Source organism: Candidatus Synechococcus calcipolaris G9 (assembly GCF_029582805.1).
Lineage (GTDB): Bacteria > Cyanobacteriota > Cyanobacteriia > Thermosynechococcales > Thermosynechococcaceae > Synechococcus_F > Synechococcus_F calcipolaris.
Map to the genome: position 1 here is coordinate 1,802,989 of NZ_JAKKUT010000002.1, position 18,704 is coordinate 1,821,692.

Annotated in this window: 20 protein-coding genes; 11 read left to right on the forward strand and 9 right to left on the reverse strand. The window is 50.1% G+C overall.

The features are described 5' to 3' along the window. Positions 1 to 131 precede the first annotated feature (131 nt). The 4 genes from L3556_RS11705 to L3556_RS11720 are packed head-to-tail and all read left to right on the forward strand — an operon-like array spanning position 132 to position 3,427. Entirely contained in the window at positions 132 to 1,517 is a 1,386-nt protein-coding gene (locus L3556_RS11705) for a hypothetical protein (protein ID WP_277867450.1), read from the forward strand. Continuing rightward, complete coding sequence (locus tag L3556_RS11710; protein WP_277867451.1) at positions 1,514 to 2,248, forward strand: hypothetical protein; 735 nt, start codon at positions 1,514 to 1,516, stop codon at positions 2,246 to 2,248. The genes L3556_RS11705 and L3556_RS11710 overlap by 4 nt, the downstream gene beginning before the upstream one ends. Beyond that, a complete protein-coding gene (locus tag L3556_RS11715; protein WP_277867452.1) occupies positions 2,226 to 2,753 on the forward strand; it encodes a pilus assembly FimT family protein in 528 nt (175 codons plus the stop codon). The genes L3556_RS11710 and L3556_RS11715 overlap by 23 nt, the downstream gene beginning before the upstream one ends. Continuing rightward, complete coding sequence (locus L3556_RS11720; protein WP_277867453.1) at positions 2,729 to 3,427, forward strand: prepilin-type N-terminal cleavage/methylation domain-containing protein; 699 nt, start codon at positions 2,729 to 2,731, stop codon at positions 3,425 to 3,427. Before L3556_RS11715 ends, L3556_RS11720 begins: the two co-directional genes overlap by 25 nt. Positions 3,428 to 3,543: 116 nt before the next feature. On the opposite strand, the gene L3556_RS11725 is transcribed toward L3556_RS11720, so the two are convergent. Beyond that, on the reverse strand, positions 3,544 to 4,311 hold the full coding sequence (locus tag L3556_RS11725) for an HAD family hydrolase (RefSeq protein ID WP_277867454.1): 768 nt from the start codon (positions 4,309 to 4,311) through the stop codon (positions 3,544 to 3,546). 197 nt (positions 4,312 to 4,508) lie between these two features. Between L3556_RS11725 and L3556_RS11730 the strand changes: the two genes are divergently transcribed. The 4 genes from L3556_RS11730 (at position 4,509) to L3556_RS11745 (ending at position 7,316) form a co-directional block, all read left to right on the forward strand. Further along, entirely contained in the window at positions 4,509 to 6,017 is a 1,509-nt protein-coding gene (locus L3556_RS11730; RefSeq protein ID WP_277867455.1) for a UbiD family decarboxylase, read from the forward strand. A 113-nt stretch (positions 6,018 to 6,130) separates the two neighbouring features. Further along, positions 6,131 to 6,373: a NifU family protein gene (locus tag L3556_RS11735; RefSeq protein ID WP_277867456.1), complete on the forward strand. Its 243-nt coding sequence runs from the start codon at positions 6,131 to 6,133 to the stop codon at positions 6,371 to 6,373. A 30-nt stretch (positions 6,374 to 6,403) separates the two neighbouring features. Then, a complete protein-coding gene (locus L3556_RS11740) occupies positions 6,404 to 6,892 on the forward strand; it encodes a CRR6 family NdhI maturation factor (protein ID WP_277867457.1) in 489 nt (162 codons plus the stop codon). Positions 6,893 to 7,013: 121 nt separating this feature from the next. After that, positions 7,014 to 7,316 (forward strand): hypothetical protein, encoded by a 303-nt coding sequence (locus L3556_RS11745; RefSeq protein WP_277867458.1) that lies wholly within the window; start codon positions 7,014 to 7,016, stop codon positions 7,314 to 7,316. A 25-nt stretch (positions 7,317 to 7,341) separates the two neighbouring features. Here L3556_RS11745 and L3556_RS11750 read toward each other — a convergent pair whose 3' ends face one another. From L3556_RS11750 to L3556_RS11765, 4 genes are all read right to left on the reverse strand, one after another. Beyond that, positions 7,342 to 7,743, reverse strand: a complete 402-nt coding sequence (locus tag L3556_RS11750) for a fasciclin domain-containing protein (RefSeq protein WP_277867653.1) — start codon at positions 7,741 to 7,743, stop codon at positions 7,342 to 7,344. A 92-nt stretch (positions 7,744 to 7,835) separates the two neighbouring features. Then, positions 7,836 to 9,134 (reverse strand): CO2 hydration protein, encoded by a 1,299-nt coding sequence (locus tag L3556_RS11755; protein ID WP_277867459.1) that lies wholly within the window; start codon positions 9,132 to 9,134, stop codon positions 7,836 to 7,838. Positions 9,135 to 9,184: 50 nt separating this feature from the next. Continuing rightward, the gene (locus L3556_RS11760) at positions 9,185 to 10,777 is read right to left on the reverse strand and encodes an NADH-quinone oxidoreductase subunit M (protein WP_277867460.1); all 1,593 of its coding nucleotides are present in this window, start codon (positions 10,775 to 10,777) and stop codon (positions 9,185 to 9,187) included. A gap of 114 nt (positions 10,778 to 10,891) precedes the next feature. Next, the gene (locus L3556_RS11765) at positions 10,892 to 12,745 is read right to left on the reverse strand and encodes an NAD(P)H-quinone oxidoreductase subunit F (RefSeq protein ID WP_277867461.1); all 1,854 of its coding nucleotides are present in this window, start codon (positions 12,743 to 12,745) and stop codon (positions 10,892 to 10,894) included. A gap of 409 nt (positions 12,746 to 13,154) precedes the next feature. Here L3556_RS11765 and L3556_RS11770 point away from each other — a divergent pair, with 409 nt between their 5' ends. After that, a complete protein-coding gene (locus L3556_RS11770; protein ID WP_277867462.1) occupies positions 13,155 to 13,298 on the forward strand; it encodes a hypothetical protein in 144 nt (47 codons plus the stop codon). A gap of 91 nt (positions 13,299 to 13,389) precedes the next feature. After that, positions 13,390 to 13,785, forward strand: coding sequence for a tudor domain-containing protein (locus tag L3556_RS11775; RefSeq protein WP_277867463.1), 396 nt, complete (start codon positions 13,390 to 13,392; stop codon positions 13,783 to 13,785). A gap of 3 nt (positions 13,786 to 13,788) precedes the next feature. Here the strand turns inward: L3556_RS11775 and L3556_RS11780 are convergent, their stop codons facing one another. After that, complete coding sequence (locus L3556_RS11780) at positions 13,789 to 15,051, reverse strand: SufS family cysteine desulfurase (RefSeq protein ID WP_277867464.1); 1,263 nt, start codon at positions 15,049 to 15,051, stop codon at positions 13,789 to 13,791. Positions 15,052 to 15,280: 229 nt separating this feature from the next. Here L3556_RS11780 and L3556_RS11785 point away from each other — a divergent pair, with 229 nt between their 5' ends. Next, a complete protein-coding gene (locus L3556_RS11785) occupies positions 15,281 to 15,895 on the forward strand; it encodes a Uma2 family endonuclease (RefSeq protein WP_277867465.1) in 615 nt (204 codons plus the stop codon). 80 nt (positions 15,896 to 15,975) lie between these two features. On the opposite strand, the gene L3556_RS11790 is transcribed toward L3556_RS11785, so the two are convergent. From L3556_RS11790 to L3556_RS11800, 3 genes are all read right to left on the reverse strand, one after another. Next, positions 15,976 to 16,830: a substrate-binding domain-containing protein gene (locus L3556_RS11790; protein ID WP_277867466.1), complete on the reverse strand. Its 855-nt coding sequence runs from the start codon at positions 16,828 to 16,830 to the stop codon at positions 15,976 to 15,978. A gap of 39 nt (positions 16,831 to 16,869) precedes the next feature. Continuing rightward, positions 16,870 to 18,150 (reverse strand): dihydrolipoamide acetyltransferase family protein, encoded by a 1,281-nt coding sequence (locus L3556_RS11795; protein WP_277867467.1) that lies wholly within the window; start codon positions 18,148 to 18,150, stop codon positions 16,870 to 16,872. 101 nt (positions 18,151 to 18,251) lie between these two features. Continuing rightward, positions 18,252 to 18,704, reverse strand: a complete 453-nt coding sequence (locus tag L3556_RS11800; protein WP_277867468.1) for a YlqD family protein — start codon at positions 18,702 to 18,704, stop codon at positions 18,252 to 18,254.

The following is an 18,704-nucleotide window of genomic DNA, read 5'->3' on the forward strand; positions in this document are numbered from 1 at the left end:
CCAGGTAAAACATTTGCTGTGAATCATTTTAGGGCATTTGTTTAGGGTGTTTCTTTAGGACGTTATCTTTTTGAAACATTAAGGTTGGGTTGCTCGGCCTTTTGATCGAGGCTGCATTGCGGGGAATTTCTATGTATCAGCGGCTACGCAATATTCATTCTCGCCTACGGCTTCAGCCTGATCAGGGTTTTACCTTGCCTTTGGTGGTGGGTATGGGCCTGGTGATGATGCTCATTGGTGTCACCATGATGCTCAGATCCCAAACCCAAACAACAACGGCTTCGGCGCAACGGGCCTCAGAGCAGAGTGTGGCGATCGCCGAGGTGGGTCTCACCCGCATCCAGGATTTTTTCACTCGGAATCGTGCCTTCCTACGGGAAGATATTCATCCAGAGGGCTCCGTTTATTGGGCCGGTGAAAGCGGAGCCTATTTAGATGACTTGGGTTGCAATAATTCCCATCCCACCTACGTCGAGGCCGAGGCCTTTAATGAATCGGTTCCTGCTCAAGGGGGACAATTCCGCATTATTCGCTATCAAGCTCCCGGTTCAATTCCCGGTACAGGAACCCTAACCCTACAAGGGGAAACATTAATGGGAAATCAGGTACGCTCCAGTACCCGCCTAGAACTGGGGATTCCCGTCAGTCGCAGTATTGTGCCGAGTATGGCCACCCCAGAGTTATGGGCCCAAGATTACACCTTCCCAGGCGCCGGTACTCAAGTGCTGTCTACGGCATCCACCCAAATTGTCGAGGCCAAATGTGGTAACTTAGGCACGCTCGTCGGTGGGGCGATCGCTGACGGGCAAGTGACCTCCAACCCCGCCCTATCCTTGCCCTCTCCCTTGGCTAGTCCGATTCCCGCTGGCGATCCCTACGATCTGGGATTAATTAATACCGCATCCGGTGTCACCACCATTTTGCCCCGGCCCGCAGATACGCCCAATGGTTTGAACGGAGAATATATTTATCGGGGGCGCATCACCCTAACCACCACGGGCACTTCGCGGGTGATTGTTAAACCGGGAGAGCGCGTCACCCTTTACCTGTCTGGAGATCTACGAACGGCCCTATCAGCGGGGGGAAGTTCAACAACGCGGGTAAAAATTGGCCATGACTGTACCGATACCAGTGATCCACCGGATGGTATGTCCAATGGAGCCACCGTTGTGACAGGCTGTAGCCCCAGTAACTTTAAGATTATTGGCACATCTGCCACCAATGAAATTTCCTTTGCCAGTCGTCATACCGCCGGCTTACCGACCACCACAGAGGCGGTGATTATTGCCCCCAATGCCTTAGTGCGGCTTGGTCAGGCGAACTATACGACCCGGTTTAAGGGGATGATTTGGGCTCGGGAAATAGATTTATCCCAGGGAACAACCACCGTTGAACCCGTGCCCGTGGCCTGGACGACCCTACAGCCCACCCTGCCCCCCCTGAATCCGCCGGGTAGTGTGTTGCCCCTGGGTATGGATTCCATTAGTAAGTGGGAACGCAAGGCGGTGACTCCATGATTGTCTCTCCCTTAAAACTAAATCGTTCTTTTCTCAGCCCCCTAGGGAGAAGGATTCCCTTGGCATCCGCAGGATTTTCCCTGGTGGAAGTCATTGTGGGCATGTTGATTGCCATGTTGTTTGTGGCCAGTTCCATGCAGTTAATGGTCTATGCCATGCTCCTGCAAACCCAAGGACGGGAAATGAGTACCACCAAAAGCTGGATTCAGGAAGACATCGAGCAAATCCGTAGTTTAGCTGCGGGCTACAAGTCAACCCAGCTAACCGCCCCGACAACCCTGGGAGCCACGACGATCAATGTGGAATGGGTGGATGGATTTGCCAGTGGGGATACCCTACGGATTGGCAGTGATCCGACTCCTTACTCTGTGACGGCGGTTTCGACAACGCCAGCCCAATTAACCTTTAACCCAGCGATCGCCTCGGTTCAGGCCAGTGGCGGGAATGTGATCGCCATTAATATGTGCAATGCCACCACTCCAGCCTTTGGATTTGCCCAGGCCCTACGCACAGAACTACCGTCCTTGGTTGCATCTACCCGTACCATTGGTGGTCAAACCTATACCTTGATTCGAGGCGGGCCGGGGGGAAGTGCCATTCCAGTGGTTGCGAATACGCCACCGTACCATATTTTGCAATTTAATTATCAAGTGGTTCCCCAAGGATCAACGACTGCCGTTGCTGTGTTAGATACGGAGGTGATTCCCGATGCTGCCCTTAAATGTCCGTAGGTGGAATCGGGGCGTGACCCTGCCGGAAATTTTAGCCGTTGTGGTGATTATTGGTATTTTGGCGGCCATTAGTTTGCCGAGTTTTTTATCCTGGCTCAACGATCGCCGGGTACGGGATGCCCTTGTCAAAGTGGAAGGGGCGATGAAGGAGGCCCAACGGGAAGCAATCCGTCAAGGCCGCCAGTGTGACTTAATCATTAATACCAGTAGTAACGGATCAATTACGGGAAGTTGTTTAGTGACGGGGCCACGGACTTTTGGCGATCCTGCCCTGCCCTTTCTCACTCCGATTCAGCTTCGCAGTAATCGCAACGACTATAGTTTTTTTGTGAATGGCACTACCAATTCGACGGCAACCCTGGTTGTGGCCTTACCTACGGGTGAAGCAACCCAGCGTTGCTTTGTCCTATCCAATGGGGTGGGGATGATGCGGAAGGGAACCTATCAAGATAGCGATACGGTGGGAGCTACCGCAGCCAATTGTACGACGCTACAGGTGCAATGATGATGCCACGGTTTTTCTTAGGGCGATATATTGCCTTAGATTTTTCCTTAGAGCAACAGGGTAAAAATAATGGGTTTACCCTCACGGAATTAATGGTGGGGGTGGCGATCGCGGGGGTGGTGATTGCCTCGCTCGGGTTTGCCCTCGTCACCTTGATGGGCATTGATCAAACCAGTCAATCCGATGGCGATCGCCGCGTTGAGATTGATCGCACCCTCAGCTATTTATCTAACGATATCCGCCAGGCCCGCAGTGTCAATTTACCCACGGGCTATACGGTGAATCCTACGGCCTGTGCCACCAATACCCCAGTGCTACACCTGCGGAATCCCGATAATACCAACACAGTGTATTACATCCGCGATATTAGTGGCTGTAATAATATTGTCTGGCTCAAACCCAACATGATTTATCGCGTACAACGGACAACGGGCGGGCTGGATTTACCGGATCCCCCCCATGCCATTCCCAATAATGTCGGTAATGAAATCATGGATGCCGTTCAGCCGCCAACAACGGCTTTTACCTGCCCCAGTGGTGAACAAGCAGGAGCCAATGGTTTTTATGTTTGCCTTGAAAACTCGCGCTCCCTCACCATTCATCTTTTTGGGCGGGGAAGCCAGGGGCAAACCATGCCAGTTCAATCCACACGGGTGGCAGTGCGGGGAAGCTAGAAAAGCAGTAGCGAAACAACTGACGGTTTGCGGTGTCCCAATGCGGTAGGTAATGAGATCGCCTTCTTCGTCCACCTCTAAGCTGAGGTAGATTTAGGGGTTTTTAATGACCCAAATTATCCGGCAACAACCTGAAGGGCATCAGGCCGATCAACAACGATATTCGTTTGACTAAACTGGGGCGTTACCGTCCATCCCCAGGTCACAGCCAATCCCATTGCTCCAGCCCGTTGAGCCATGGCCATATCCCCATCTCCATCCCCAATGACCAAGGTAGCTGCCGGTGCAATTCCTAAATCCTGGCACAGGTGGAGGAGGGGGGCCGGATCTGGTTTTGCCAGAGGCGGTTCTATCCCCCTTGCTTGGGTAAAATATGTATCTAATTCATAGGTCTGTAAGAACTCTTGAACATTAGCTGTACTATCCGCCGATAACACCGCCAGGGGAATAGCTGCAGCCGCAAGGTGTTGCACTAAGTCCATCACACCCGGAATGAGCGGTGTTTGACTGGCTTTAGCAGATTCATGGGCATCAGCTTCTGCAAAGGCTTGTTGGGCCAGGGTACGGGCCTCAAACCAACTGATACCCGTTTCCGCAATGTAGGCCGCCGCCGCAATCATATTTTCATAACGGCTTCCCACCGCTTGTAATCCACTGGGGTTCAGGTGATCCCGCTCCACCCCAAAGGCAAGTAAGAGAGGCTCTTGGGTTCCTGGAACCATGGCATCCACACGGCGTGCCCGACGACGGGCTAAATGGGCTAAAAAGCCTTCCGACTGGGCGAGGGTTCCATCTTTATCAAAGACAACCCCTTGAACCTGATTAAATTGATGGGGAGAAGTGTGACCTTGAAGGTGACATTGGAGATTGATTGTTTTAATCATTTACAGACAAAAATTAGGTCATAAACAGTAGATGTAGTTAGACGTGAACATTGATAGGCAGGAGATCATCAGCTAATCAGCATATTTCTCTGTGTCCTTTAGAAAAATAGACTGCCCAAGTATTTTCTATAATAAGTTGAGCAGTAGTGAAGATGGTACGGTTCGATTTTGGGAGTCACTGGTTTGAATAATCTAAGATGACTCAAGATCTGCGAAATTTCCTGCAAATCCTAGAGCAACGGGGTCAACTCCAGCGAATTAAGGCAGCGGTTGATCCCGATCTGGAAATTGCGGAAATTGCCAACCGACTTCTCCAGGCAGGGGGGCCAGCCCTCCTCTTTGAAAATGTGCAGGGATCCCCTTTTCCGGTTGCCATTAATCTTTTGGGAACCCTAGAACGGGTCTGTTGGGCCATGGGTATGGAGCAGCCCCAAGAACTAGAAGCCCTGGGCCAAAAACTAGGCATGCTCCAGCAACCTAAGCCCCCGAAGAAAATTTCCCAGGCGATTGATTTTGGTAAAGTTCTCTTTGATGTGGTTAAGGCTAAACCTAGCCGGGATTTGTTTCCCCCCTGTCAGCAGGTAGTGGTGCAGGGGCCAGACCTGGATCTACAACAATTGCCGTTGATTCGTCCCTATCCGGGGGATGCGGCCAAAATCATTACTCTGGGTCTGGTCATTACCAAAGATTGTGAAACGGGTATTCCCAATGTGGGGGTGTATCGGCTGCAATTGCAATCGGCTAAAACCATGACCGTTCATTGGCTCTCGGTGCGCGGTGGGGCCCGCCACTTACGCAAAGCAGCGGCACAGGGTAAAAAACTTGAGATTGCGATCTCCCTGGGGGTTCATCCCTTGGTAATTATGGCCGCAGCAACCCCAATTCCGGTGGACTTATCGGAATGGTTATTTGCGGGTCTTTATGGAGGTGGTGGAATTCACCTAGCAAAGTGCAAAACCCTTGATTTAGAAGTTCCGGCCCTCTCGGAAATGGTCTTAGAAGGAACCATTACCCCTGGGGAGGTCTTGCCAGACGGCCCCTGTGGGGATCACATGGGCTACTACGGTGGCATTGAAGATTCGCCCCTAATTCGCTTCCATTGTTTAACCCATCGGAAGCAGCCCACCTACCTGACGACATTTAGTGGCCGTCCCCCCAAGGAAGAGGCCATGATGGCCCTAGCCCTAAACCGAATTTATACGCCAATTCTGCGACAGCAGGTTTCAGAAATTGTAGATTTCTTTTTACCTATGGAGGCCCTCAGTTACAAAGCGGCCATTATTTCCATTGATAAGGCTTATCCTGGCCAAGCACGGCGGGCAGCCCTGGCCTTTTGGAGTGCCCTGCCCCAATTTACCTACACAAAATTCGTGATTGTTGTCGATAAAGAGATCAATATTCGGGATCCACGCCAAGTGGTCTGGGCCATTAGCTCCAAGGTGGATCCAGTACGGGATGTGTTTATTTTGCCGGAAACCCCCTTTGATACCCTGGACTTTGCCAGTGAAAAAATTGGCCTGGGCGGTCGCATGGGAATTGATGCCACTACCAAAATTCCCCCGGAAACCAACCATGATTGGGGTGAACCCCTGGTGTCGGACCCAGATATTGCGGCCCTAGTAGATCGCCGCTGGTCAGAGTATGGCCTGGCGGATATTCCCCTGGATCAGGTTCCTGCCTATCTTTTTGGTTATGATTTGCCTTAGGGAGATCAATGATTATCTCAAAAGCGTCTATGGATGGGGATGATAAGATAAGAATTGTAGACCTAGATTCTAAATTAAAGTCCACTTCATCCTGACAGGAGGACGATACCCCTATGGCAGCAACCCTTGAGCTTTGTTCTGAAAACGTTGAAACCGTTCTCGATGAATTGCGCCCTTATTTAATGGCTGATGGCGGGAATGTGGAGCTTGTGGAAATTGAAGGGCCCGTGGTCAAATTACGCCTCCAGGGGGCCTGCGGCTCTTGCCCCAGTTCAACGATGACGTTGCGGATGGGTATTGAGCGCAAACTTAAAGAATCGATTCCTGAAATTGCCGAAGTTGAGCAGGTATTTTAAGCCCATTAGTACAATTCTGAGGCGCAATCTATGGCGGTAACGATCTCCTTGACTCCAGAGGCGATCGATACCCTGGATTTGACCCCTGCCTTGGTGCAGATCGATCCTTGGTTGACATCGGCGAAGATTCTGGACTATGAACAGCAGATCCAATTTGAGATCGATTATCCTCGCCCTAGGGAACAACCAGATTTAGAACTTTCTCAGATTGCGCCGGTGCGTCTCTGGTTTATTCGCCTAGATACGGTGTATCCCTGGTTGCCCTTTTTACTGGACTGGCGATCGGGGGAATTGGTTCGCTATGCGGCAATGTTAGTGCCCCATGAATTTCACCCCCGTCAGGGCATTCAGTATAATCCCCAAGCCTTGGATATGTTTGTGATGGCCAAGGTCTTTATCCTGTGGAAATGGCTCTCGGAGCAAGGCGTTCCCGCAGCAGGCAAAATTAAAGCCATGGCGGAAATGTTTGGCTATGAGTTAGATATGGGGTTGTTCAAACTTTTGCAACATTCCCCCTGAACTACGGGTGAGCTTTCTAGAATGAGAGCAGCGGTGAGGCAGTCGGCTTTATCTTACAAATCTGTCTTGCGATTTTTTAGTCCGAAAAATATTAAAACTATCAAGGTAGGAGTAGGAAATCATGAATTCTTTTTCGTCCCTGCTATTGGCAACATTGATGATGATTGCCCCGGCGATCGCAGTGCGGGCCCAAACCATGCCCGTTTCTCCCCAACCCCAGGATGGATTTGCCGACTCGGCGGCGATCGGCACGATTAATGTCAGCCCTGATCTCCGCTCTGCCCTGGAAGGCCCCCAGAATCCGTCCTATGACCAGTATCAGATGATTCAAGTTGAATCAGCCGCTGCCAACAGCATTAACCAAAATACCCAAGCGGATGTGCAACGGCCACCCCGGGCCCGCTTAATGAATGTGGAATTTTGAATTTTAATGTAGTTGGGGTTGGGAATCAGCCCATCAAAATAACATTATCCAGCACATGAATAATACCGTTATCTGCTGGAATATCCGCCGCCAATACCGTCGCATTTTTGACCTCAAAACCATCGGTGCCATTCATGGGAATCGGCGCGCCTTCTAGGGAGGGGATGGTTCCCATTTGAATTAACTCGTTTTGGGTGTAACGCCCTGCTGCTACATGGTATGTCAGAATTCGGGCCAGTTGGGGCGGATTTTGAACGAGGGTTTGTACCGTTCCTGGGGGTAGTTTGGCAAAGGCCGCGTCATTGGGGGCAAAAACCGTAAATGGGCCGGGTTGCTGGAGGGCTTCAACTAGACCCGCTACCTTAATGGCCGTCAAGAGGGTGGAAAAGTCGGGGTTACTGGCAGCAATATCAACAATATTAGGCATCATAATTTCCTCATGGAAGGCTAAACTCTCAAGCGAAAACTAAACAAAATAAGCAATAGGCAGCTTGACAAAAAGAACTCCACCACCGGAGCTTAGCGATAATCCTGACGCTGAATATCCCCTAGTCGGGCTTCAGGGCGAAGAAAGCGATCCATTTGCGTTTCAAAAAACTGACGGTTGGCAAGGCGGTGGCGCGGGTTCGGATCATCTAAGGGGTAGAGTAAGGCGGTTCGTAGGGCTTGAATCACCGCTGAGGTGACGTTATACATCGATCGCTGGAAACTAATCCCCAGTTGAATCAACATATCATCCTCACCTCGACAGTGTTCTTGGTAATAGGTACGGAGATAGGGGGGTAAAAAGTGCAGCATATCTTGCATGAGTAGAGTGGGCGGAATCCCGGCACTACCCACGGGAAAGACATCCGCATACAAGATGCCGTAGTGAAAATCTTTTTGATCCTCGGGGACAAGACCCGCTTGGGCATTGTAGGACTTGGTGCCACGGAAGGGGGCGGTGCGATAGAAGACTGCCTCAACATAGGGCAAGGCTGCCTCATAGAGCCAGGTAAACCCCTTAGCCTTAGGAATTAGTTCAAAACACGCATCACCAATGTAGACATGGTGATAGATGGGGCGACCGGCCACGGCAAAAATACCATTCACCAAGAAATTCATGGCATCGGGTACGCCCTTAAAGCCGCCTTCATCGTAAATATCTGACATCTCGAAGAAGACAGGAGCCATCACTTCCCAAAACAGTCCTAAATTGGCGTAATAGGATAGCTCGCGACATTTTTCGTAAAACATTTCTGGAAAGAGCTTGTGTAATCCAAGCATTGCCGGGTTGTGCTTGAAGTAAGCGGCGATGGCGCGATCGCAATTGGTTTTATATTCATCGGTGTATAGAAAATCATTAAATCGCCCCCCCATTTCTTGGTGCCAGAGCATGGCCCGCATACAGGCTTCCGCAAATTCCATATTGATGCGATCGTGCCAGAGGTGATGGAAGAGTTTGGGCCAGGACTGTTTGACTTCCCCTTTCTCTATAAATGCCAGCAATTCGGGATGGGCCGTTGCCGCCCCTCGCCAAATCCGCAAATCCGCCGTTTCGCCAGCATAATGATTGGGGAGATCCAGATACTCCTGAGGTAAGAAATATTTGAAAACGGGGAGTGGATCCAAAAATACCCGCTCGGCAATGTAGAGCAAATCCCGCCAGTAAAAGTCCATGGGGACGGCATAGGCTTTATAAATGCCAATGATCTGCATCAAGTTTTCTGGGGTATCCGGTAGCATGGAGCCGCCGGCCTCTAGGCGATGAATCACCTCCCCATGGGGATGGGTAGAGGGTGGAATCAACTCCGGGATTGAAGACATCGTAGGGGTCATCACTACTCCTTTACTTTTGAATATTTTTGAAGGGTATTTTTGAAGATCGTTTATTTTTGCAAGGAGATTGTTTTTACTGGGAAATGGATGGGGGGCTTGATTTCGTCGGCTATCACCCCTAGGGCTTGGGCCGTTACAATTCCTGGAGAGGCTACATCATTAGCGATAAATTTAGGAGAGGGTGGCGGTAGGGTGGCGATCATTGCTGTGGCGGTGGGTTCGGCCCATTTCACTAACCAGTTAGGTTGCAGCCCCAGAAAGAGAATGAGTCCAGCCAAGACAAAAGCCGGAATTTTTTCCCAAATTTCTACTTTGGGAAAGTAGGCGATCGCATTGTCCAGCTTGCCAAAGCAGGTGCGATTGAGCAAAATCACAAAATAAACAGCGGTGAGACCAGTTCCCACCACACAGAGTAGGGTTTGCAGCGGATAGATAGCATAGCTGCCCTGAAAGACTAAAAACTCCGTCACAAACCCCATTAGACCGGGAATCCCAGCACTGGCCATTCCCCCCAATACCAATAGGGCACTGGTCATGGGTAAGCCGCGAATGGGATTCATTAAACCATTGAGAACATCCAGTTCCCGTGTGCCTACCTTGGCCTCAATTACACCGACCAAATGAAACAGAATCGCTAAAATAATGCCGTGGGCGACCATCTGGGTCAGGGCCCCGGTCAAGGCAAGATCTGTGGCCGCCGCTCCCCCTAGCAATACATACCCCATGTGCCCCACGGAACTGTAGGCCACCATTCGCTTAATATCTTTTTGAGCGATCGCCGTAATTGCGCCATAGAGGACACTAATCGTCGCCCAACTGGCTAGGTAAGGGGACAAGTTAGCCCAGGCATCGGGAAATAGGCCCAATCCAAACCGAAACAGACCGTAGGTTCCCAGCTTTGCCACCACACCCCCCAACATCATGGCCACGGGAGCAGACGCGGCAACGTAGGTATCTGGCAACCAGGTGTGTAGAGGCACGAGGGGGATTTTAATCCCAAACCCCACCAGTAACAGGCCCAGTAATAGGTATTGCCAAACCAGCGGCAATCCATGGCCCATCACAGTATCGTAGGTAAAATCGGCGGCACCACTGAGCCAAACCGTCCCTAAAAAGCCCGCCAGAATCAGTGTCCCAGAGAGGGCGGTGTAAAGCAAAAACTTAACTGCCGAGTACATTTTCTTTTCCCCCCCCCAAATGGCAATCAACAGGTAGAGGGGAACCAATTCGATTTCATAAAGCAAAAAGAAGAATAGTAAATTTTGAGCCAGGAACGCTCCCGCCAACCCGCCACTCACCAGGAGCATCAAACCGTAGAATAGCCGGGGTCGCTCCAGATCCGGGCGACTACTCCAGATCGCAATCCAGGTGATCAAGCTATTGAGGCCGATCATCAGTAGGGAGAGTCCATCCACACCCAGGTCGTAGTTCAGGCCCAATGCCGGAAGCCAGGGCAAGAACTCACGGAACTGAACCCCACTACCATCTAGCTGAAACTGGCTAAATAACCAAAGTGTCCAGAGTAGGGTAATGCCAGAAAGGGTGAGGGCCCCATTGCGGGCCCACTGAGCCGTCAGTTTTCCGGGAATGACTGCAATAATCAAAGCACCAAGGATCGGCAGCCAGATGAGAGGGCTGAGCATGGTGATTTATACTCCTAACGCAAAATGGCAATGGAACAAATAAATAAAGAAGGGTAATTAAAGGAAAATTGGAGCAGGGTTAACCCTCAAACAACAGAAGGCTGAGAGAGAGCCTCAAGGCAGGGGGGTAAAATACTGCCAGCTTAAAAGGACAGCAATGAGAGCTACCCCCGCCGTAATCGTGAGAATATAAAACTGCGATCGCCCCGTATTCCCGTACTTGAGGGTTTCACCGCCAAATAGGGAAGCCAAGCCAACCCCGTTGACGACCCCGTCCACCACGTAGCGATCGAGCCAATCGGTCAGCCTAGAGAGCAAGTCTACCCCTAACACAAACGTGTTGCGATAAAACTTTGGGGTATAAAAGTCATAGGCCAGCAGGTTTTGGATGGGTTGATGGATAAGTTTCGCAGGTTGCTGAAAAATTCGGTTGACGTACAGCAGGATACCGATGGCAAATCCCAAAATACTGGACCACGTTAGGAGCAAAGCCATGTCTTTACTGAGGGCCGCCCAGGTGGGTAGAAGATGCAACTGAGCCATGATCAGCGGTAGGTGCAGGATCAAGCCCAGACCGAGGGTCATCGGTAGAACGATTAACCAAAGGGGTTCTGGACAGCGAACGGTCATCTGTTGACTCTGCCCAGCAAAAATTAGTCCAAATAGCCGCGCCAGGCTAAAGGCAGCGACCCAGTTGACGATTAAAATGATACCCACCAGTAGGCCATGGTGATCTTGCCAAAGTTGTGAAGCTAAGGAGAGCATGGACCAAAATCCGCCGAAGGGGGGCAGGGCAATCAGGCCAAAGGCACCGCCAATCACCGCCAGTCCAGTCACCGGGCGACGACTCCACAGTCCTCCCATTTGGGTGAGATCTTGACTGATGGCATTAAAAATGATCGACCCACACCCCATCACGAGGGTGGCCATCCCCAGGGCATAGGTCAGGGCTAAGGTTAAGGCTGTATTGGGGAAATGGGCCCCCACGGCCACAAACATCAATCCCATATAGGTACTGCTGATATAGGAGAGAACCCGCTTCACGTCTATTTGGGCCGCAGAAATGAGGGTTGCCCCAAGGGCCGTTAGAATACCGATGGCGATCGCAAAGGTTGAGGCGCTTGACGAGAGAGCTAGGACGGGTTCTAATTTCACCAACACCCACACCCCCGTGATGACGACGACGGCATTTCGCAAAATCGTACTGGGCAGGGGCCCCTCCATGGCTTCATCCAGCCATAGGTGTAAGGGAAACTGGGCACATTTACTCATTGGCCCAGCAATCAGAGCAATGCCAATTAATGTGATCACGGTTGGATCCGGGGTCGCCGTTTGCGCCCAAATCCCTAACTCACGAAAATCCCAGGTGTGGGCCAGGGGATAAATCGCCAGCACCCCCATTAATAACACTAAGTCTCCCACCCGCTTGGTCAGGAAGGCATCCCGGGCCCCCGTTACCACTAGGGGCTGGTTGTACCAAAAACCCACGAGCAGGTAGGTTCCCAGGGTCAAAATCTCTAGGAGCATATAGGAGAAAAAGAGGGAATTGCATAGGACTAGGGCACACATCCCCGCCTCAAAAAATGCCATTAGGGCAAAGAAGCGGCCCCACCCCCAATCCATTTCTAAGTAACCGACGGCATACACCTGGGCTAGTAAATTCAGCCCAGTAATGACAACACAGGCCCCCAGGGTAATGGTAGAAGCTTCAATGGGAATAGCCAAACTCAAATCCCGCAACTGAAGCCAGGGCACAGCCAAAAATTGGGGTGCATCATTTTCTAAGAGAGCCATTAAAGCCAGCAAACCATGGATGAAGGCAAAGAAGGTGGTGAGAATATTGATATAGCCCGCTGGGCGAGGGCCGGTTTTGCGAATGAGGGCGGGGGACCAGGGAATGGTTAACACCACACCTATCAGTGGGTAAAGGGGAATTAGCCAACTGGTTTGAGGCAAAATTGAGGTCATGGGTGGGGTACCTTCAGCACAATCAGTATCCAATAACGTGGGTGAATGTCAGCACGGAGAACTGACCTTAAATTTCATTTGTTTTATTGATAAAAACCTATGGAATCATAGAGATAGATAGATAAAAATGGTGGATATAGAGGATAGTTTAGCGAAGGATTGGGACAAAATGGAAGCCTAAAATTGATAAAACACTATTTGTATTTTGTTTATGATTAATAAGTTTCAATGATAGGCCGCCATAGAAACAAACCCTCCGTCCTGGCAGATGGGAGATAGGGGCCATCTCTGCAAACCCTTGTAAAGACCTTGTAAATAAACGTAACAGTGGTAATCAAGAACACCCCATTTCCTAAAACTTGGCCTTAGAATCGATAAGGATTTATTGAATACGTTGTAAGTAGGTCTTATGTCTACCGATTTCAATCGTGGCATCATGAAGTTTGAGGGTGCCGATAACCCCGTTATGATTGCTGTTTCTGCCGTTCTCGTCCTTGGGGCGATCGCTACGTTAATTTGGTGGGCCTTAAGCACCGCCTATGTGCTGCATTAATGCATATAAGTCATCAGGCAAGTCATTAAGCATTGTTGATGAAGTGACTGTTTAAGCGTTCAACCTCCCTCGTTTCTCTGGAGAAGGAATTATGGGTCGTGTGTTGGTGAGATTATCGCAAGCAGTGATGGTTTCCAGTGTCATGGTTTTGGCAGGGTTTTTCTTCTCTGGTCTGAGTGAGGCCCAACAGCCGGGCGATCGAGTCTTAGGGCAGTGGAGTGATGGCCTGTGGTATCCGGCCCGGATTCAAAGTGTCCAGGGCAACCGAATCCGCCTCAATTTTGACGATGGCGATGTGGCCACCGTGGGGCCTTCTCAGGTGCGCTGGGTGAACTGGAGCGTGGGTTCACGGTTGCAGTGTAATTGGAAGAACCAAGGCCGCTACTACTCTGGAGTCATTACCCAGGTGAGTGGGGAGCAAATTTTTGTCGCCTACGATGATGGCGATCGCGAGCAAACCGTGATGGGCCGCTGTCGATCTAATTAACACCTAGGCAAATACAGTTCCGAAAAAGGCGATCGCCTCCTGCAATGCAGCAATAAACTGGTCAATCTCAGCCAAGGTATTGTAGAAATACAGGCTTGCCCGGGCCGTGGATTGGGCATTCAGGTGACGATGTAGGGGTTGGGTACAGTGGTGGCCAGCCCGAATGGCGATCCCCGCCTGATCCAAGATCGTGGATAGGTCGTGGGGATGTACCTCCCCAGCCGTAAAGCTGGCAAGGGCGGCGCGATTCGTTCCTTGGGCATTGGGGGTTGGGCCGTAGATAGTCAGTTCGGGAAGTTCCCCAAGCCGTTGAAATAGGTATTGGGTCAACTCAGCTTCGTAGCCATGAATGGAATCCATACCAATCTGGGTTAAATAATCAACTGCGGCTCCCAGGGCGATCGCCTCAGCTATGGCGGGGGTTCCCGCTTCAAATTTGTGGGGTAAATCGGCGTAGGTGGCATGATCGAGAAACACATCCGCAATCATTTCCCCGCCCCCTAAAAATGGTGGCATCGATCGCAGCAGGTCTAGCTTGCCATACAGGAAACCAATGCCCGTCGGCCCACACATTTTATGACCAGAGGCCACCAGCCAATCACAATCCATCGCCTGCACATCCACGGCCATGTGGGGCACACTTTGACAGGCATCAATCAAAACCTTGGCCCCTTGGTCGTGGCCTAAGCGACAGATCTCCGTAACCGGGTTAATACAACCAAGGGTATTAGACACATGGACGATCGCCACTAATTTTGTCTTCTCCGAGAGAAGCGTTTGATAATGGGAGAGGTCAAACTCCTGGGTTTTGCTCAGCTCTACAAATTTAAGAACCGCTCCAGTTTTTTGGGCAACAAACTGCCAGGGAATCAAATTACTATGGTGTTCCATTACCGAAAGAATAATTTCATCTCCCGGTTGCAGGGTATTCATCGCCCAACTATAGGCCACCAGATTAATGGCTTCACTGGCATTACGGGTATAGACAATTTCCTGGCGGGAACGGGCATTAATAAACTGGGCAACCTTATCCCTCGCTCCTTCGTAGGCATCTGTGGCCTGGGCACTAAGGGTATGCACCCCCCGGTGAACATTGGCATTGTAGCCTTGGTAATAGTCCTGAAGTGTATTCAGCACCGCTAGGGGTTTTTGGGATGTAGCCGCATTATCTAAATACACCAGGGGGCGATCGTGAACCTTTCGATTCAAAATTGGAAAATCAGCCCGGAGACTATCGGCAAGGGTGGGGATTGGGGTAAACGTCATAGGGCACGGTTAGGGGGTGAAACATGGGCAAAAGGTAATTGCGATTATCTCCACTCGTAGCAGGTGGGTTGCTGCTGCAAAAACAGTTGCTCGACTTCAGTATATTCGCTCATGGGACTGGGCTGACGGCGGCGTGATTGAGGGTGCTATCAATCGGTGGGTGATAAAATTATGATGACATAATCTTAAATTTCATGGATATTAAATTTCATGGCTGTTTGGGGGGCTTATGACCAGTGTAACGGTTCCAACGCCATCGGTTGATCGGTCTCCATTGCTCCTAAATGTGCAAAATGCTGTCTTGAGAGTGACACCAGAGCATTTTGATCAACTTTGCATTGACAACCCAGAACTACGGCTTGAATTAACGAAGGATGGAGAGTTGATTGTTATGCCTCCAACGGGTGGCGAAAGCGGTCGAAAAAACTTAAATTTAGCCGTTGAAGTTGGAATCTGGAATCGAAAAACGAATCTAGGCGAGGCATTTGATTCATCAACGGGATATGACTTTACGGCGTTTGGGGGCGGCAAATTATCACCGGATGTTTCTTGGATTGAAAAATCTCGATTGGCGGGAATTGATCTAGTTGGCTTTATCCCAGTGGTACCTGATTTTGTGATTGAGCTGCGATCGGCAACGGATCCCTTACAGCCATTGCAGGAGAAGATGCAGGAATACCGCCGGCTAGGGGTACGGTTGGGGTTGCTGATTAATCCTCAAAGCCAACAGGTTGAGGTCTATCGTCCTGGGTGTGAGCTGGTGGTTTTAGAGTCACCGATCGCCATCGATTGTGACGAGGTAATGCCCGATTTTGCGATCGATATGAGCCACATTTGGTCATGAGTTCATCTCAGCCCAGGGTAAATGCTGGCCCAGGGGAAACACTGAATTGCCACTAAATTTCGGTTACTGGGCTAAGAGCATTATCCATAATTTAAGATCCAGTGCCGATCCCTAGGAACTGAGATATGGGTATCTTGGGAAAAAATCTTTTCTGTTGCCGTTAGGGCTGAATCCTGAAATCTAAAGGTAGTATTTAGTCCATTGGGCTGCCAAAGGCGAGTATAAATCTTGACAGCATCTTCAGGGCCAATATCGTAATATTGTGCAAGTAGTTTAATTGTTTCTTCGGAATCCGATTCCATTTTTTGAATGATTTTTTTATAATCTTCAATAAATTGACTGAGCAAACCCTTACGTTTGCCATCTTGCAGCATCGTTTTATGTATATTGAGAACGACACCTTGATAATCTCCGAGAAAATCTTGAAAGCCAGGATCACGATCGCCAGAGCATAAATAAGAAAAAGGTGGATTTAATAATGTTGCATCAATAGAGCCTGCCTTGAGTTGCTCGTAACGCAAATTAGTCGCACCCGCTTTAACCCAGGTTAACCGTTCATAGTCCTTGGGAGAATATTTAATTTTCAAGTAAAAACGTAATGCCCTGGCGTAACCTGAATCCGTATCAATACCAATGTTCTTTTGATTTCCCGCAATATTGATATGTCCACACAAATCTAAAATTCCACCATGAATAGGCAAGAGGGCAAGAATTTCAGAAAAATGATGTTTGAGTGCTATTGATAATGTGTCATCATAGGACATCAAAACAATATCTGATTTTCTTTGGATCAGATCCTGATGGGCTTCATCAGCATTTTTAACATATTTAATGTCGAGCTTAACCTCTAGAGCAATGTTTGACTCCTGGGCAAGCTGGGTCAATACAAAGGCAGAAATATCTTTGAATGCTGAGATTTTTAGTAATGAATTCATTCAACTTCAAAGAAATCTTACTCTAAGGTCATAGACCCCTTACAGGGTTAGGGCTTGGGGATTGGTTTCAATCAAATGGGCCAAATCCTTGAGGAACGAGGCGGCATCTGTACCATAAATAACCCGATGATCACAGGTAATGGTGACATTCATCTGTCGCTTGATCCCCAATAATCCGTCATCGGTGGCCACCACTTGGGGTTTGGAGGCTCCCACGGCTAAAATAGCTCCCTGGCCAGGGGTGAGAATGGCATCAAAGCAATCTACCCCATACATTCCTAAATTGGAGAGGCTAAAGGTACCGCTATTGTATTCTTGCGGTTGGAGTTGCTTACTACGGGCCCGCTCAACCAAATCTTTCCAGGTACGGGAGAGGGTATAAATATCACTTTGATGGGCATTTTGGAGGACGGGGGTAATCAAACCACCACCGGGCATGGCCACCGCACAGGCGACATTAATTTGACTGCGATATTGAATACCCTGGTCGCTATAGCAAGCGTTGATGATCGGATGTTTTTCTAATGTCAGGGCGATCGCCTTGGCCAATAGGGCCGTCATCGTCACACCCTTGGGTTTGATTTGCTTATAGAGGCGATCCAAGGCATCGGTGGTGATGGTGTAGGCTACATGGAAATCGGGAATCTCTAAGCTGGCCACCATATTGCGGACAACGGCATTTTGCAGCGTGGTCAGGGGAACCAATTCGGATTTGACACTGGCCGTAGCGGCTATGGGAGTAGGTGCGGCCTTTGCCGGCTTAGGGGAAGGGGATAGAACGGTTGTGGTTGCGGGGGCACTCCCTTGACCCACAATGGCTTCCACGTCGGCGGCGGTAATGCGGCCATTGGGGCCTGTTCCTGTCAAGGTTTTTAGGTCAACCTTAAATTCCTTGGCTAATTTGCGGGCCCGGGGAGATGCCACTAAGCGACCACTGGCCACGGGAGTCGCCACTGGGGTTTCAACTGTTCCACCATTGCGGGAAGGAGCAGGGGCGGCCGCCGAGCTTGTTTCCGGGGAACTGGTAGAGCCACCATTGGCAAGGGTTTTTAGTTTGGCCACGGCCTCGGGAATTTCTGCTTCCGTCTCCGCCACAAGGCCAATGGTGGCCCCAACGCTGGCCGTTTCGCCTGCGTCCACGGCGATCGCTGCCAAATAGCCCTCATAAAAGGACTCCACATCCATATCCGCCTTATCCGATTCCACAATGACAACGGTTTCCCCTTTCTCCACCTTGTCACCGGTTGACTTGACCCAAGAAACAATCTTTCCTTCCGTCATCGTCGAACTTAGGGCGGGCATGAACAGTTCACGAATCATAAATCTTATATGTCCTTTTGAGGATGGCCAGTTAATGATGCCGCGATCGCTGCCTGACTGGGGCCTCAGCCAAAACAACAATCAAAAGATAATAGGTAACTCTATAATGTACCGCGAATTTGTTCAATCACCCCATCCCGGAGCAGGATTTCCACCTGCATTTTCTGAATGAGATGATCCCCCTGTTTCGCATAGAAGAAGTTATCCATTTGTCCCTGATTCACTTCCTCTTCCATTTCCAGGCGTTGCACTTGATCAAGCTGTTGCAGCACATTGTTTTTCTGCTGAAGTAACTCACCTTGGCGAGTATTCACTTGGGCCTGTACTTCCTGGATGCGGGTGTTTAACAGTTCCGGTGCATCGGCGGCCGCTTGTTTTTTGAGTTCAGCGACAATTTGCTGGGCCTGGAGATCCACTTGCTGAAGTTGGCCATCAATTTGATCAATTTGGGCCTGGAGTTGCCTCTGGGCGTCTTCTTTCCATAGGGGGGTTACAACGGCCTTGACTGTAATTTGCCGCCGGAGGAGCAGCTTGGTTTCTGTAGAATCTGCCAT